At 31.6% G+C, this 16,822-nt stretch carries 15 protein-coding genes; 2 read left to right on the forward strand and 13 right to left on the reverse strand.

Annotated elements, in window-relative coordinates; all coding sequences use genetic code 11:
• Positions 1-4 precede the first annotated feature (4 nt).
• The 10 genes from ACTCIM_RS03980 to ACTCIM_RS04025 are packed head-to-tail and all read right to left on the reverse strand — an operon-like array spanning position 5 to position 11,673.
• Positions 5-2,290 carry a radical SAM protein gene (locus ACTCIM_RS03980; RefSeq protein ID WP_472313939.1) on the reverse strand — a complete coding sequence of 762 codons (2,286 nt, stop codon included), beginning with the start codon at positions 2,288-2,290 and terminating at the stop codon, positions 5-7.
• Between the two features lie 43 nt (positions 2,291-2,333).
• Positions 2,334-3,008 (reverse strand): hypothetical protein, encoded by a 675-nt coding sequence (locus ACTCIM_RS03985; RefSeq protein WP_029965563.1) that lies wholly within the window; start codon positions 3,006-3,008, stop codon positions 2,334-2,336.
• The gene (locus ACTCIM_RS03990) at positions 2,971-3,558 is read right to left on the reverse strand and encodes a methyltransferase domain-containing protein (protein ID WP_464279383.1); all 588 of its coding nucleotides are present in this window, start codon (positions 3,556-3,558) and stop codon (positions 2,971-2,973) included. Before ACTCIM_RS03990 ends, ACTCIM_RS03985 begins: the two co-directional genes overlap by 38 nt.
• Before the next feature lies 1 nt (position 3,559).
• A complete protein-coding gene (locus ACTCIM_RS03995) occupies positions 3,560-4,858 on the reverse strand; it encodes a hypothetical protein (protein WP_472313941.1) in 1,299 nt (432 codons plus the stop codon).
• 17 nt (positions 4,859-4,875) lie between these two features.
• Positions 4,876-6,576: a hypothetical protein gene (locus ACTCIM_RS04000; RefSeq protein WP_472313944.1), complete on the reverse strand. Its 1,701-nt coding sequence runs from the start codon at positions 6,574-6,576 to the stop codon at positions 4,876-4,878.
• A gap of 3 nt (positions 6,577-6,579) precedes the next feature.
• Positions 6,580-7,638: a DUF354 domain-containing protein gene (locus tag ACTCIM_RS04005; protein WP_472313946.1), complete on the reverse strand. Its 1,059-nt coding sequence runs from the start codon at positions 7,636-7,638 to the stop codon at positions 6,580-6,582.
• A gap of 3 nt (positions 7,639-7,641) precedes the next feature.
• On the reverse strand, positions 7,642-8,736 hold the full coding sequence (locus ACTCIM_RS04010) for a radical SAM protein (protein ID WP_472313949.1): 1,095 nt from the start codon (positions 8,734-8,736) through the stop codon (positions 7,642-7,644).
• Positions 8,737-8,771: 35 nt separating this feature from the next.
• Complete coding sequence (locus ACTCIM_RS04015; RefSeq protein ID WP_472313952.1) at positions 8,772-9,989, reverse strand: glycosyltransferase family 2 protein; 1,218 nt, start codon at positions 9,987-9,989, stop codon at positions 8,772-8,774.
• 35 nt (positions 9,990-10,024) lie between these two features.
• Positions 10,025-10,786, reverse strand: coding sequence for a hypothetical protein (locus tag ACTCIM_RS04020; protein ID WP_472313954.1), 762 nt, complete (start codon positions 10,784-10,786; stop codon positions 10,025-10,027).
• Entirely contained in the window at positions 10,783-11,673 is an 891-nt protein-coding gene (locus ACTCIM_RS04025) for a class I SAM-dependent methyltransferase (RefSeq protein ID WP_464279375.1), read from the reverse strand. Before ACTCIM_RS04025 ends, ACTCIM_RS04020 begins: the two co-directional genes overlap by 4 nt.
• Before the next feature lie 156 nt (positions 11,674-11,829).
• On the opposite strand from ACTCIM_RS04025, the gene ACTCIM_RS04030 reads away from it, so the two are divergent.
• Both ACTCIM_RS04030 and ACTCIM_RS04035 read left to right on the forward strand, forming a co-directional pair.
• On the forward strand, positions 11,830-12,675 hold the full coding sequence (locus tag ACTCIM_RS04030; protein ID WP_472313957.1) for a branched-chain amino acid ABC transporter permease: 846 nt from the start codon (positions 11,830-11,832) through the stop codon (positions 12,673-12,675).
• Positions 12,663-13,397: an ABC transporter ATP-binding protein gene (locus ACTCIM_RS04035; RefSeq protein ID WP_472313959.1), complete on the forward strand. Its 735-nt coding sequence runs from the start codon at positions 12,663-12,665 to the stop codon at positions 13,395-13,397. The genes ACTCIM_RS04030 and ACTCIM_RS04035 overlap by 13 nt, the downstream gene beginning before the upstream one ends.
• Before the next feature lie 3 nt (positions 13,398-13,400).
• On the opposite strand, the gene ACTCIM_RS04040 is transcribed toward ACTCIM_RS04035, so the two are convergent.
• Genes ACTCIM_RS04040 through ACTCIM_RS04050 form a run of 3 tightly spaced genes read right to left on the reverse strand, consistent with a single transcriptional unit; the run spans position 13,401 to position 16,796 of the window.
• Positions 13,401-14,852, reverse strand: a complete 1,452-nt coding sequence (locus tag ACTCIM_RS04040) for an ASKHA domain-containing protein (protein ID WP_472313962.1) — start codon at positions 14,850-14,852, stop codon at positions 13,401-13,403.
• On the reverse strand, positions 14,849-15,889 hold the full coding sequence (gene selD / locus ACTCIM_RS04045) for a selenide, water dikinase SelD (protein ID WP_464279371.1): 1,041 nt from the start codon (positions 15,887-15,889) through the stop codon (positions 14,849-14,851). The genes ACTCIM_RS04040 and selD overlap by 4 nt, the downstream gene beginning before the upstream one ends.
• A 1-nt stretch (position 15,890) precedes the next feature.
• The gene (locus ACTCIM_RS04050) at positions 15,891-16,796 is read right to left on the reverse strand and encodes a selenium metabolism-associated LysR family transcriptional regulator (RefSeq protein ID WP_029965549.1); all 906 of its coding nucleotides are present in this window, start codon (positions 16,794-16,796) and stop codon (positions 15,891-15,893) included.
• Positions 16,797-16,822 lie beyond the last annotated feature (26 nt).

The raw sequence follows: 16,822 nt of genomic DNA on the forward strand, positions 1-16,822 counted from the left end.
ATCCCTAAATAATGTTATCCAATCTCAAATATTTTATCTTTATATTAGATACCAACTTAGGATTCAAATGTTGATACCTACCAAATAAAACTACATCTACTTCATTCTGATGATTCTCTAAAAACTCATTTGTTGTCACAATTGGTATTCCATTAAATTCTCCCTTTACATTATCATCAATAAAATATTTTATCTTTTCTGGAAAATATTTTGATATAAATTCGTAAGTCATTTTGCCAGATTTACCTAGGCCAAATATACTTATTCTCTCATAATAAGTCAATTTTTCTATATTCTCTAATTTCAACTTTATATACTTATTTTCATTTGTTAAATACTTATTTTGATTTATTAAATGAGAATTATACTGGTTTAACTGTGAATATTTTCTTTTGTAGTAGCTTTTCTCAATTAAAAAAAATTTTTCACTGTTTATAATGCTCCTATATTGAGAAAGATAATTTTTAACAATATCCTTTTCAATGCTATTTTTTATTAATTTTTCGTATATTTCCATTCCTAAGCTTAATAAGTTTTTTTCAACTATTACATCGTCCTTTTTTCTGCTCCTATAAAGATTTTCATCTAAAAATGAACTAAGCTCTTTTTTATTTTTATCAAATTGAATTCCTAAAAGATTTGAAATTTTATTGAAATTATTATCAAAATCATATAAAAGATTACTGTACACAACATTAATCTTTTGATATTTATCACCTATAAAATACTCAGCCAATAGGTTATAGTTTATCCATAAAGCCAATGATTTGTTATAGTCAAAATCACCTACTGCTTTTAAAGAAACAGCTACTTCTAAAGGATCTCTTATCATTCTTATAATTTTTATATTTAACCCAAGTCTCTTTAATGCTTCTTCATATATTGGAAATAACAAACATAAACGAGGATCCTTTATGGCAAATAAATCCACACCATCAAATTCATTATCTATTATACCACAAAGATCATTAACATATTTATCATAATCATCAGATTCAATTATCCATCTATAATCAAATTCTATATCCTCAAAACATGTCCCTAAGCTATTTAAAAGGCTATCATTAAAAAATAATAATTTTTTGTTTTCAAAATAGCCTTTTGGATTTCCTTCATTTGCTTCTAATAATTCTTCTCCTAAATAAACCCCCATTTTATTCAATAGACCAGTAATCGCAGATGTACCACTTCTATGCATAGCTAATACTACAACACATTGCTTCTTACTTAGAAGTTTAAAACGCCTTCTAAATATAACCTTATCCTCTTTGTGAATAGAGTAATATGTTGTCTCCAGCATTTTTTCAACTTTTGCAATTCTATTATTTACTATTTGCTTTTCAATTTTTGGAAAAATTTTAGTAGAAGACACATAATTTCTGTCTTGATATCTAAACATAGAACAAGAACTAAAATTAAACTTCTTTAAAATATCTATTGTTTCTGCAAAATCCTCATCAGTCTCAGTAGGGAAACCAACTATTGCATGCAAATGATAGTTTATTTTATATTTATCTAACAACTCTAAGACTTTTAAAATATCTTTCTTACTATAATCTCTATTCATTATTTTTAAAATTCTATCACTACCTGACTGAAATGCTACTACTAAATTCTTTATTTTTTTACTGTCAAAAATTTTTTCAAAGTCTTTGAAATATTTCTTTACATATTTTAAATTTAATTCAAATAAATTTAAAGTTTCTATATCCTTATTAAAATTAGATATAATCAAATTCAACAATTCAACTATACTAGTTCCTTGATCTACTCCATAAGCGCCAACATCGTCTCCTATTAAATTTATATTTTTACAACCTTTAGCAACTGCACCATTAATTTCCTTCAATACATCATGTAAACTTTTACTTCTAATACTGCCAACTACTTTTTTATCTCCACAATAAGAACAATTACTGTCACAACCATAAGAAACCATTATAGAAAAAGTGTTTTTTCTTTTATAAAAATAATTTTGTTCAGGTATATTATTTATAGATATACATTTGTTATTAAACAATAAATAGTCTAACTTATTTATATCGTCAAAAGTTAGTATCTTTTGTTCTGAAACACCAAGCTTTAATATTTTATTCTTAGCTACAGAAGACAAGCATCCTATAACAAAAATTTTATTACCTACATTATCAATAAAATTTTTTAAAATTTGTAACCCATTTACCTCATTAAATGCACATGAAAAATAAAATACTGCGTCAGACTCAGTTACATCATAAACAACACAAACATTATTAACATATAAGTATTTTTTTATTTTTTCTAATAGCAATTGCCTTCTATTACAAACATTATTAATTTTAAAGTATACCCTCTTAAACAATCTCTTTTCTCCATTTTTGATATTGAACATTAAATCTTTTTACCATAGCAATAAAGTTTTCATTAGATTCTAATCTCACTAAAAGTGTATTAAAATATGGAACAAGATAATCAACTTCTAAAATTTTTTGATTAATTCTACTGAAAAGGTTTGCCACCATATCACCGGTATAAATGTTAAAACAAGTTAACCCATCAAATATTTCTTTTCTATACCCATTATCATCTAAAACAGGGGTCACAACTTTCTTATAAAAGTATTTTTTTTCTGTCTCACTGAGCTTTATTAAATTAACTATTACAGAAAAGATTAAGGCTGTCAAAGACTCTACTCTTTCTCCATAATCTATGATAGTATCCATTACAGAAACTATCCATCTTAAATTTAAATTTTCTGCTAAATGAATATTTTCATTTTTAACTAAAAAGAAAAATTTTTCTAAATTATTGCCAAGTTCAACCTTTCTTCTTATACAGACTATTAACTTTGCAATTTCGTAACTTAACCTCGATTTCCCTAAAAAATCTTTTTTAATTATTTCAAAATGTTCTGACAGATCTTTACTATAAATAATTGTATATCTTTTATAGCTTGCTATTATCTCCTTTTTCATTTTTTCTATAGCAACTTTATCTAATATTGTTGATTTGCTTATAACGTATTCCATACAGTATTTCCTCATAAATATTTGAAAAATTACTTTTCCAGGTGATAATAGCACAAGCCCAATCAGACTCACTATAAACCAAAAAAGACTTAGGAAAAACTCTTTTTATTTTTTCTAACCACCAGTTTGCATTTCTTACTGTGCAGTGGGCATTTTCTCCATTAGGTAAAATTTCTGCAGCTGTTCTTGTAGCAATAAAAAAGAATACATTTTCAGAATAATATTTGATATGTTTAACAACATCTTCTATGTCAGTTTCGGGTATATGCTCTAATACATCTGTATTAATAATCAAATCATATTTTTTTTTGGGAATACTGCTAATTTTGTCAATCGCTGGATCATATCTATCACATTGAAGATTTAATTTTTTTTGTATTAAACTGTAAAGATTGCTTTGCCCAGATCCATAGTCTAACAATATATTAGCATCAATTTCATAAGTTATTAATTGTATTAGATTAATAAATCTTATAGAATTATATCCATAATGTTTTATTTTGTGAATCTTGTTGTACTGTTCTATCAACTTAACATCTAATATAGGCATATCAACTCCTATTTGATTGTTTAACTCTTGACAGTCTCTTTAAAATTCTAATTTTATACATGAGTTTAGGATTATTTATTTCCAATAATATCCTTTTATAAAAATATTCTTCTTTGGTAGAACTTAAATAGTAAAATTCATTAAACTCTTCATAAGATGAAAAGCAATCTTTTATTAACAGCCACATTAAATCAACCATATTTTCTGGTTTATAATCAATTAGTTTACCAAATCTCTCATTAAAAATTTTACTTTTTACATTTTTTTCGTAGTTTTCAGCAGATATCAAATATTGCGGCTTTTCAGGAAAATCAATTTTTAGCCTAATGGGTCTTGAAAATGTAAAATTAAATACAAAATTAGATATAGATTTTTTATCTTCAAACAACACAAAAAAATCCGACCTATACGCCCTTTCATAAACATCATCATTAATGATTATTCTATTTTCAAAATTATTATCAATCATCAATTTATTATAATCACTACCTGATGCTATAATCTTTATATTATCAAATCTTCTTAAAATCTCAATAAGCAACTCTAAATTTTTCTCTTCCATTATTTTATCATAACTTAAAAATAACTCTTTATTATCTTTAAGCAAGCTAAAATTCCAAAAATCATCTCTGGTAAATGAAACTTTTGGATATTTTTGGGTAGCTTTGTAAAATGGAATCATATCCAGGGATTCGTTAATATAGAAATTGATAAGCTCATTATCATTGTATTTCTTATCAAACTGTACCTTAGGAAGCTCTGGCCTCAGAAACACAAAACTGTTTGACTCTATTAACTGCCTAAAAGCAGATATATTTTTACGAGTATAGTCAAAAGGGTTTAAATAAACATCTATCACAAAGTACCCAAAATGAGGATCTGTTTGCTTTTTTATATAAAAACTCTCTTCAATACCTACACCTTGAACTATCCTTTCCAGAGACTCTAAATCTTCCTTTTTATAACAAGGATTTACAAACCCCACATAAACAGCTTCTTCATATTCAGTTAATACTATTTTTAAAGCCCTTAAAAACTCTTCATCAGGTAAGTTTTCATCTAAAACTGACCCTAAAACAATTTTATTTTTAAAATACTTTTCTTTATATTCTTTGGCTTGTTTTTTTAATTCCTTAAATACTTCTGCTTTTGGATTTATACTAAGTACTTCATGGCTTTGAGGATTAACTTCTCTTTTAAACCTCTTATAATAATTATCTTTTCCTATTTTTCTAATTACACACAGATATGAATTAGCCTGATTAAGATAAGCTTTTATTTTACTTTTATCTATTTGCATTTTTAAAATAATCTTTTTTAAGCCAGACTCACAATAAAAGGATAATCATCTTTTGCCCAGAATTCTCCAATAACTGCTCCACTATGAAAAGGAAAAGTATTTAAATAAACATCTATTACGTATCTATAAACCTTCGGATCAACCCAGCCAGGAAAATAAAATCTCTTTTCATCTATACCTACTTCCCTTAATTTTCTTTTTATAGATTCCACATCTCCTATACCACAGGCTAAATAAATGGTATCCTGGTTATCTTGCATAATTTTAGCAACAGTTTGTAAATAATCATAGTTATCTACTTTGATCAACCTACCAATAGAGCCCAAAATAATTGCTCCTTTTGGGTATTTGGCCCTTATTTGAGCAGCTTCTTTTTTAAATTGTTCTTCATCTCCTTTCAAGAAAATGTCATCTAATTTTAGAGTAAATTGTTGAAAGTCGTCCTTAAACTTAGAATCTTCTGGAGGTGGGTAGTGAATAATTCTCTCATCTATCCCTTCATTATCAACCTCATGGTTCATATGACACCAATACACTTGATTGGGGGCAGCCCTGGTTAGGAGCAAAAACTCACCCACAGAGTACAAGTGATCAGAATAAACAAGAACATCAATCCCATCATCTATTAATTGTTTCCTGAAGGATAAAATCAACTTCACCCTATCTACAAATATACCTTGTTTTAAAAATCTCTCATCTGGTTTTCTAACTTCAACGCCTATATCCCTTAGCATCTCTATGCACTTGCTCTCATCTTGATGAGTTCCAAAATCAAGTAAAGAAATTGAATAAAAATACAGCTCACACCTAGAGGTAAAATCAGCATCTTGTAAAAGACTTTTAGCCAGAGAATATTCCAGCTTAAAAGGAGACCAAAAGGAAAAAGTAGGTCTAACTATAGCTACTTTTATCTTTTCATTGCTAGTTTTATTCTTGGGCTTGGGTGGAGACAGGTTTAAATGCTCTTTAATCCATTGTTTATAAAACTCTCTACACGGTCTGGATATTTCTGCTTCTATTTTCTGAAAGTCAGCAGTTAAATCTTGGACAATGCCAATTAAGACAGAATAAGCTATATTATGAAAGAATAAAAGGTCTTTAATTAGTTTATTTTTTATCAAAAAAGATATCACTTTTTTAAACAAAGGATAGATAACCTCTCTTTTTTCTACTGGAGAGAGATTAAAAGAATAGTTATACAAAATTATAAACCAGGAAAAAAGCATTATTCTCTTTCTATATCCAACCTCAAGTAGGAATTCACCTTCTAATAAGTTAGATAAAAGTTCTAAAATCAACTTGTTATCAACTTTACTTAAAAAAAAGGAAATAAACTTATCATAACCATCAGAAACAAGGACATTATTATCAATAAAAGTAAATAACCTTTTACAATAGGTTAATAATCCATCTTTAAAGTTATTATTTAGAATATCTAATAAAAATATCGTATCATTTATATAAAGATATTCTTTTTTATTTCTATAAAAATTAAAATAGTTTTCTAACTTTTTCTTAATTAAATCTATTCTATCATCTTTATCTATAACTTTGTTTTGCATAAGAAAAAATACATATAAAAATCGCTTGGTAAATAAATGACCACTGGCAGTTTTTTGAATAAAATACTCCCTGATAGCTTCTGAGTCGATATTTTCAGGTTCCTTCCCTTCAAGATAGTCTTCTATAAGTTTTAAAATAAGTTTATCTGTGTACATTTTTTACACGGCCAAAATATTTTCCAAAATATAAGCAAAATTTATGCTCATTTTTCGAAAAAAATCAGAATTATTTCGTTTTCCTAAAATTTGCAGCGCAATTTCTACCAGTTCCTGGGTATTATCAGCCTTTTTCATCAAGCCCTTGTCTATCAAAACTTTGTCATAATGGCTTACAAAAGACCTGGTGGAAATAGTAGGAGTGCCAAAAAAACAACTCTCTGCATTAATAGTCCCACCACCGCCAATAAAAAGGTCACAAAAGGCCAATAAATGCTGTAGATAAATTTTTTCTTTTAAAATAGTGGCAAAAGGAAATTGTTGCTCTAGATAAGAACTTTCATAACGAGGAATAAAGATGAAATTTGCATCTAACTTTTTATTTAAAATCTCAACTCCCTTATAAAGAAAATTATTTTTCTTAGACACATAAGAAGACTTAAACTCTTCCTCTCTTACTAAAATAAGAGGTTTTCCATTATCAAGTCCATATTTGTTTAAGATATATTGAAAATATTTTTTATCTGGTTTAAAGTCATAAAGCCAGAGATATACATCGTAAAAATTATAGGTAATGATCTGGTCCTCTTCCAAACCAAAACGCAAAAATATCTCTTTGGGAACTAAATAGGGATGAAAAAGTTTGGTGGACAGAGGTATGGTCAGCCTGGCCTGGGGCAAGGCCTTTTTAAAATTGGCTGAACAATCAGATAAAGGGATGTCATAAAAATTTATAATAGGAATACCCAAACCAAAAGCAACTCTATTGGCATCTACAGAGCATAAAGAAACCAGTTTGCTGATATTATAAAGAGAGATAAACTCCATAAGAGCCTTTTGCCTTTCAATAGATGCTCGAAGCTTATCTCTAAGATCCCCTCCGCCAAATTCTCCTCTATTTACAAAGTCAATTTTATATAAATTTAAAAGGGCTACAACTTCACGATATCCAACGCCTTCCCTGGCTGTAACCAGAACCCTTTGCCCCTGTTTTTGCAAAGCTTCAATAATTTTTCTAAAAAAAAGCACAGACTTGGGTGTGACCAGATCAAACCAGATCATAAGTTAAATGATTCCCTTTTCTTTATATTCCTCATACCACCAAGGCCTGATGGGAATTACATCCAGGTCAGAAAAAATGAATCCATATTTCCCTTTATACTTTAAAAGACCAACAGATTTTATATTTGGCTCTATTAGTTCACATTTATTAGCACAGGTATATAAGCAATCAGGATGACATTCTTTATTTTCTATTTTAGTAAGTATATTTCGAGAATTTTCCAGGACTCTATCCAAGCTCCTGGCTGTTCTAATATTCCCCATCTTAAGATAGGGCAACCAAAGCAAACAGGGATACACATTACCATAAGGGTCAATATCTATACTCCTGGCTCCCATATAACAATTGAAATCTATTCTTTTATTTTCAAAAATAGCTTTTTGCAAAAAATATTTACTTGCATATCTTCCTTTGTGATACCCTATAGCTCTAAGCTGCCTGTCTATCTCTTCTAACTCTTGCCTGGAAAACAAAAAATCTTCTTTACTCAAAGTTTTCTGAGTTAAATTATCCACCTCATTTCTGAATCTAGAAGGATTATATCTGCCGTATCCAATATATAAGCCTACACCTAACTTTTTAGCAAAATTATATACCCACTCTATAAGATGAAAGTTTTCTTTATAAATTGTAAACTGAAGTCTAAGAACTACTCCTTTAATTTCTTTTAACCTTTCTATGGTTTTTAAAACCTTTTCATATCCCCTTTTATGCAATCTTATCTTAGAGTAAGTAGATTCATCTCCATCAAAGGATATGTCTAACCTATAAATTGGCACTTTATTTAAAACATATTTAGCAATTTCAACATGCCTTTCAGGAAACCAGCCTGTAATAGGAGAGTCAATTATAATGTCTTTATGAAACTTATAGATGGAATCTACAGCCTTTATGTAGGTATCAGAAAGATGGGGCTCTCCGCCTGTTATATGAACTTTTTTTAAATCTAAGTAGTTAGAACTAAAAATACTATCTAGTTCTTCTTCTGTAAGCTCTTCTTTTCTTTTGTCTTCCAGTTTCCAGATAGAACAATACCTGCATGGCCCGGGGCAATATTCAGTAACAGTATAGGAAATATCCTCTATTTTATAATCCACAATCACTCTCCCTAAAAATAATTAAATTTTGTAATTTACTGAAAACAGGAGTGCTTTTCAAGCCATTTTTGGAGCTTTTGGTCCAAAATTTCATGTCTACCCAGCAAGTTTTGGGCTACTTGAAAATACTTGCCCTTGCGAAACTCAGCTTCTCCCTGAGAAATCATTTCTTTATTCTTTTCAATAAAAAGATAAATTTTCTTGTCCTTAACATTATGAAAAGCTTCTAAAAATTTTTCATAAACAACTTCAAAAGGAAAAAAATTTAAAGCAAGATCAGCTATCAATAAAAAAGAATCTACATCTTTTTTTTCTAGAAAAAAATCCATAACTTTTAAATAACCCTTAAACCAGAATGGCTCTTCTTTTATTTTTTCTAAATAAAAACAAGGTTCTAATTTTTTATTTAGCCAATCTTTTTCTTTTTCCTTAGATATGTTAGGTAAAATTTTTAAAAATCTAGTAAGCTCAAAATCATAACCATCTTCTAAGTAATAAAGATATGAATCTTCTTTAAGTGAATTAATATGCCTATTGCTTAAAATTTTACTATTATAAAGATCATATTTATAACGATTAGGAGTCTGGCTACATAAATGATAGATAACACTCTTAGGCTCTACTAATAGCTTTTTCCCCTTATTTTTCAAACTCAAACATAGATCCACATCTTCAAAACCATTTTTATACCTGGGATAAAAACCATTGATCTCCCAGAATAAGTCCTTTTTAATCAACAAAGCAGCTCCAGTAATTACTTGAAAAGAACGTTTTTTTTTCACCACCTCATGTTCTCTAGGAAAATAAGAGTACAAATGAAATACTTTCCTATGCAAATTAGCTACCACTCCCAAATGTTGAACAGTATTATCTGGGTATAAGAGCAAGGGGCCAACTGCTCCTATATCTTCATCACTTGACCAGACTTCAAGCAGAGGTTCCAGCCAGTTTTCAGTCAAAATGGTGTCATTATTTAAAAAGAATAAAAATTTACCCTTAGCTATCTTTGCTCCCAGATTACAAGCAGGACCAAAGTTTATATTTTCAGGCAAAGGTACATACACAAATCTTTTCCCAAAAAGCTCTCGGCCAAATCCCTTAGCTAAAGTAGCTGTTTCGTCCTGAGAGCCATTATCTACCACAATAACTTCTACATCTTCTCTGGGTGTGTTTTTTTTCAAACTTACCAAACAATTTCTGGTAAGCTCCCACTTATTAAAAACAGGGATAATAATTGATACTATGATGTTCATCTTTACAAATAAAGTTGTTAATTTTTTAGAAAATTCTAATTAGTACTTAATACTTCTACTATTTCATCCAGATCAACTTTATAAGATGGATTATTAGATTTAGACGAGACAATATACTTATAATTTCCATATATATATTTCATAAAATTATTATTTATTTCTGATAATTTTTCATCATCTAACCCATATATATTTGCGAAACCAAGCATATCTACAGAGTGATGTAAAGAAAACACAAAAAGGCTTCTCCATATAATGTAATCTTTAGGAATTTCAAAATTAAATACCCACTCATAATCTATAACAAAAAATTTTCCATCTTTATCTAAAAATATATTCTCAAAAGAAATATCTACATTTGCTAATTCCATTATATCTTGCGGAGTTTCAATCTCCCATTTGCCAAATATTTTTTCAAACTCTAAAGAAGGTTTAAAAATAACTTTTCTTTTTGAAACCATGGAATCAACAAATCCTAAAAACCTTTCTAGATATTCCTGAAAAAGTTCTCTGTCATTATTTTTTATAGCCTTTAACATCAGCAAGTCTAAGGGATTACCATCAATAAACTCAAAAATAAGCCCCTGCTTTATTTTCTTGGGCTTAGCCAAGTTAAGCTTATAAGTAGTTTGAAGTAATTTATAATTTTTAAATATATTATTAAGATGCTGCCAAGCTTCTGGACACAAAGGCTCTTTGAGCGCATACCTCTTACCTTGGTTATCTTCTACAATCTTGGTAACTATCTGATACTCAGGTAATCTTTCTCTATTATATTTAGCAAAGATTGTTTTCACAGACGTGCCTCCACTAAAAAAGAATTAGCAAAAAAAGGAAACTGCTTATTTTCTATAATATTTTTAAAAACTTTTCGTTCATCAAAAAGCACGCACCTATCCCTATCCAAATTCGGACTATAAATATCAAAAAAATCGTTAATTTTAGGCAGGTAAGAATCACTATAAATAACTTTTGGCAATTTATAGTCTGGCATTGGATAGTAAAAATTGAGAGACTTAAATCCAACACTTCTTAAAAGCTCTTCCAATTCTATTTTTCCAAAAGTTCTAATTTGCGTATAAGGGGAATAACCTTCTATACTCTCAAAAAACTTTCCTGTATGATCTTCTCTAGCTCCAGCCCAATATTTAAGTCCAAATTTGTTTTCTATAGCAATAAACAATGTTCCATCATCTTTTAAATATTGTTTTAAATTATCTAAAAATATCTTAAAAGGTTCTTTTCCTGGAGTAAACCTAGCAGCATATTCTAAAACTCCAATTAGAGTTACATAATCAAATTTAGTATCTAACACTATATCATTAAGATTTCCAACTATTATCTCAATATTAAAAAAATCTTTATATCTATTATAAATTATTTCAGACCTTCTTTTAGATAACTCTATAGCAGTTACATTTTTAACTTTTCTAGCAAATAATCCAGTTAACGCACCACAACCAGCACCTATCTCTAAAAGAGAAGCTTTGTCATCAAAGTCATACCAATCTAAAATATTCTCCCTATTTGGCAAAAAATGATAAAGTATTGCCCAATTGCTAATATTATACACTATCTCCTGAAAATTTTTTTCCTTTTTTATAATATCTAAGATAATATTCTCAACATCTCCATCAGAATAACAATCCTGTCCCTTATAAAACTTTAGATTTAGCTTTGCCATAAGTTATCTTTTCCCCTTACAACCACCTTTTTGCTAAAATAAAATTACTCCCACAAACATCTAATATCATTCTATTATCTTAGCAAATAACATGCCTATATTTTCCAATTATAAGCCATTGAGAAATTCCAAAAAAATTGTTAGTTATAGCCCATTATGCAAGCCTACCTCTATCATCTCTTTATCTTAGGCGGAATATACATCCTGCTTAGCAGTAGTCTAAATATTTTAGTTGGTCTGGGAGGATTGGTCTCCCTGGGGCATGCTGCTTTTTTTGGTTTAGGAGCCTATACTTCAGCCTTGCTTTCTTTGCACACTCAGCTTGGCTTTCCCCTTTTGCTCCTTTTATCCGGTTTAATAGCTTCTTTTGCCTCTATACTCGTAGGTATTCCAGCCCTAAAGTTAAAAGACGAATTTTTGGCAGTGGTAACACTGGGGCTAGGGATTATTTTTGAACTAATCTTAAAAAACCTAAATTTTACCGGTGGACCTGACGGGCTTTATGGCCTACCCAATTTTAACCTTTCTTCCTTAAAACTGTTGTTATTAATCTGGGCAAATATTTCCCTTTGCCTTTTTCTTACCTTTCGCCTGAAAAAACACCTCTGGGGCTTAAACCTTACTGCCATCAAAGAAAACGAGCTTACTGCTAAGGTTATGGGAATTCATCCCTTTCCTTTAAAAATTTTCCTTTTTGGACTCTCCAGTTTTTTTGCTGGCCTGGCAGGTTCTTTGTATGCTCACTATATCACCTTTATTGGACCCAATGTATTTGGTCTGCATACATCAGTTTTAATCCTTTGCATGGTTGTTTTGGGTGGAATGGGCACTATTTTTGGGCCTGTTCTGGGCAGTGTTGTGCTCTTTCTCTTACCAGAATTCTTACAATCTCTGGCAGACTATCAAGACCTCTTCTATGGCTCTCTTTTAATCCTCATACTTATCTTCAGGCCTCAAGGCTTATTAGGAAAAGGAAAAAAGGGATTAAAATGCTCTTTGTAAAAAGCCTCACCACTTATTATGGCCCTATAAAAATACTCAAATCTGTATCTCTGCACTTAAAAGAAGGAGAAATAGTTACTGTCATAGGAGCCAATGGAGCAGGTAAAACCACACTTTTAAAAACTATAGCAGGTATTTTGCCGCCTAAAAAAGGAGAACTTGTTTTTCTTAATCAAAAAATAAATCATTTTTCTCCTCCTCAACGTCTAAAACTGGGCCTAAGCCTTTGTCCTGAAGGTAGAAAACTTTTTCCAGAGCTTTCGGTAAAAGATAATATCCTTTTGGGAGCTTTTTTAAATCAGGATAAAAAACAAGTAGAAGCCACTTTTCAACACTTACTAGCTTCTTTTCCCATTTTAGAAAAATTACTCAACCGAAAAGCCAAAAGCCTTTCTGGAGGAGAGCAGCAAATTGTAGCCCTGTGCCGGGCACTTATGTCAGACCCTAAACTCTTGCTTTTAGATGAACCTTCTCTGGGTCTGTCTCCACTTTTAACCAAAGAAATTTTAAAAACTATTTTGAAGTTAAACCGAGAGAAAAACTTAAGTGTCTTATTGGTAGAGCAAAACGCCAGAGCAGCCTTAAGGATTTGTCATCGGGCTTATGTGCTGGAAACAGGAAGAATTGTTCTGGAAGGCTCAGGTCAAGACCTCTTAAATCACCCTGAAGTCAAAGAAGCTTATTTAGGCAAAGGCTATCAAGAAGTGTGGGAAAGAGAATAAATTTTAGTTTACAAACTCAAAGAGCATATAATCTACAAATTGCTCCCTTCTTGTAATATCCTCTGCCAGATTAAAATACCTGGTAGAAACAAAAATCTTACCTATTTCCTCTTCACTTTTTTTAGCTACAAGTAGTTTAAGAGCTCCTTTTAAGGCACTATTGTCTAAAAAAACTATCTTTTCTTCCCAGGTCAAAGGGAAAAAACCTAAGTTAACCAAAACATCAGCAGTTAAATTACTACCCAAAGCTCCAGAAACATAAATAGACTTTATATCCTTAAAAGCTATCCCGCCTTTAGTTAATAAAAAATTTATTCCCCAATTTAAAGCAGCTTTAACCTTTAAAATTTCTTCTATATCTTTTCCATCTAAATAAACTTCTTTATTTAAAAACAACTTATTATTTTTATATTGTAAATTCAGGTTTAATTTCCAATTTGAACCGGCTTGAAAATGACCTTTTCTATCCAATATATCCAAATTTAAAAGCAGGCTTAGTAAATATAAATAACCGGTCCCAGTTATTCTAAAATTATCCTGGGGTAATTTATTTTTTACTAAATCTAAAAGTTCTAGTTTGCTCACGCTATTCTCAGAAAAAATACCTCCAAAACTAAGGCCAACACCTTCCAAAGCAGGCCCCATGGCCACACTGGTACAAAATATTTCCCTTTCATTTTTAGCCAGAACCATTTCTCCATTGGTCCCAAAATCACAAAAAAGAAAAGGATACTCAGGGCCCTGCTCTAAAATAAAATAAAGTCCACTACTAATATCAGCGCCTACAAAAGGGCCTAACAAGGGCGGAATATATGCTTTTTTACCTAATATTTTCTCCCTGGTATTGCCTTTATAGGTGAGAAAAAAAGGACTTTTACTTAAGGAAGAGACATCTTTTCCCAGCAACAAATAAACCATTACCGAATTACCCGTAATGCACATAGGTTTATTATGATGCCCTATTATGGACTGCAAATCTTCTAAAAGTAGCTCCCTTAAGAAAAAAAGATTATTCTCCTTTAAGGCAAACTCCAATCTGCTTATAACTTCTGACCCTGCTCCCATTTGAGGATTTATTTTTTTACCCAGTAAAACAAATTTATTTTTCCTTATTCCTCCCCACTTTAAGGTGGTGGTTCCTATATCTATTCCCAGTAAATCCACTTCCTGAGCCAGACTAAGCCCCTTTTCCTTTTTAAAAAGAGGGATAGCTTCTTCACCCTTTTTAGGAATATGCTCACAGGCCAGTCTTATGCCCTCATTGATTTCTTTAGTTGTAAGGAGCTCTGCTTCTTTTAAAGTAGGTTTTGGTGCTTTATCCAAAAATTTGATTTTACATCTACCACACTTACCCAAGCCTGCGCAAACTGGAACATCTTTCAATTCTCCTAAAATCAGGAGATATTCCAGCCAGGAAGCATACTTTGCTGAACTTGAGAAAGTAATTGGCTTCATAGAATAGTTAAGTATTTTTCCTTTAAAGAGACAGCTTTGCCAATTACTGCTACCTGTTCCCTGTTCTGCTCAAAAAAAGCCAGAACCTGATCCAATAAAGAAGCATTAACTCCCAAAATCAGGCCGCCTGAGGTTTGGGCATCAAATAATAGATCCAATGTCAAATCATTGACCTTGCCCTTAATTTCCACCAATTGGGAACAAAAGTGTTTATTGGCATAACTTCCAGCAGGTATGAGTCCCATACCTGCCATTTCCAGAGCTGGCTCTAATAAAGGAACTTTATTGCTCCAGAGCTCTACTCCCACCCTGGAGGCTCTGGCCATTTCCAGTAGGTGCCCGCCCAGACCAAATCCAGTTACATCTGTAGCTGCCTTAAGACCAAAGCGCTTAATGGCTTCTCCACCTATCTTGTTTAATTTGCTACACAATTCAAACAGGAGCTTTTCAATAAACTCCTCTTCCCCTATTTCTCCTTTTAAGGCAGTAGCCAGCACACCAGTACCAATGGGTTTGGTTAAAAGCAAAAAGTCCCCAGGTTGAAGTCCCTTATTGCTGGCAAAATTATCAGGCTCCACCAGGCCAGTTACTGCTAGGCCGTATTTTATTTCTTCATCCTCTACACTATGCCCACCAGCTAGTGCTGCTCCTGCTTCTTCTATTTTAGCCAGGCCACCTCTTAAAATCTCTTTTAATACTTCTTTAGGCATGGTTTTTATGGGAAAACAAACCAGGTTCATTACTGCATAGGGCTCTCCACCCAGGGCATAGATATCAGAAAGGGAATTAGCAGCTGCAATCTGGCCAAACCAGTAAGGGTTATTCACTATGGGCGTAAAAAAATCCACACTTTGAACCAGGGCCTTACCTGCAGGTACTTTAATCACACTGGCATCTGCCCAGTCCAGAGGAGGAAGCAAAAAAACATCCTCTCTTGGCTTTGCTTCCAATTCCAAAAGTATTTCCTCCAGGTCCCCTGGAGAAATTTTAGAAGCTCAACCTGCAGCCTTGACAGTTTGCACCAATTTTTTACTCATACTACACCCTTGCCTTGCCTATATTGTTTTTAATAAACTCCCTTAGTTTGCAAAAAAGAGGAAAGGCTTCTCTTCTTGGATTCCAAACCAAATAAAAACTTCGGGAAAAATGTAAATCCTTTATTTTTACTTCCTTTAATAATCCCTTATCCAGATAATCTTTTACCACCATCCTGGAGGTAAACCCCAACCCAATGCCATTTAACACATATTGGACTAAAGCTTCTGTAGTTTTAACTTCCAGAACCACTGTTAACTCTGAAAAAGGCACATCTGCTTGATTTAAGGTCCTTTCCATGGCCTTTCTGGTGCCAGAGCCCTTTTCTCGCATGACCCAGGGCAAAGTCTTTAACTGGGAAAAGTTAAATACTTTAGTAAAATCCAGGTTTAATTCAGGACTGGCAATCACAATAAGGTCATCTTCCAAGACCTTTTCCACCTGTAAAAAATCATCTTCAAAAATTCCTCCCGTAAGACCAAAATCCACTTCTCCATTAATGGTTTTATTCCATATTTCCCAGGAATCACTCACTTCTAAGCTCACGCTAACTCGCGGATATTCCTTAAGAAAATTGGCCAAAACCGGAGGCAAAAGATAGGTGGCAGGAATGGTACTGGCTCCAATAATCACCTCTCCTTCCACCTGTTCTTTAAGCTCACTGATTTCTTGCTTGGTCTTTTTCAACAGGTCAAAGAGTTCACGCACCCTGGAAAAAAGCAACCTGCCTGCTGGAGTGGGCAAAGCATTCCTGCCGTTCCGATCAAAAAGCTTTACTCCCAGTTCTTTTTCTAAAGAAGAAATATGAGTACTTACAGTAGGCTGGGATAAAAAAATCTCCTCAGCAGCCCGGGAAAAAGAACCTGTTTTAAAGACATAATAAAAGGCTTCCAGTTTTCTCAAATCCATGAACTTTTCTCCTAATATTCAAATAA

The organism is Desulfonauticus sp. (assembly GCF_055126295.1).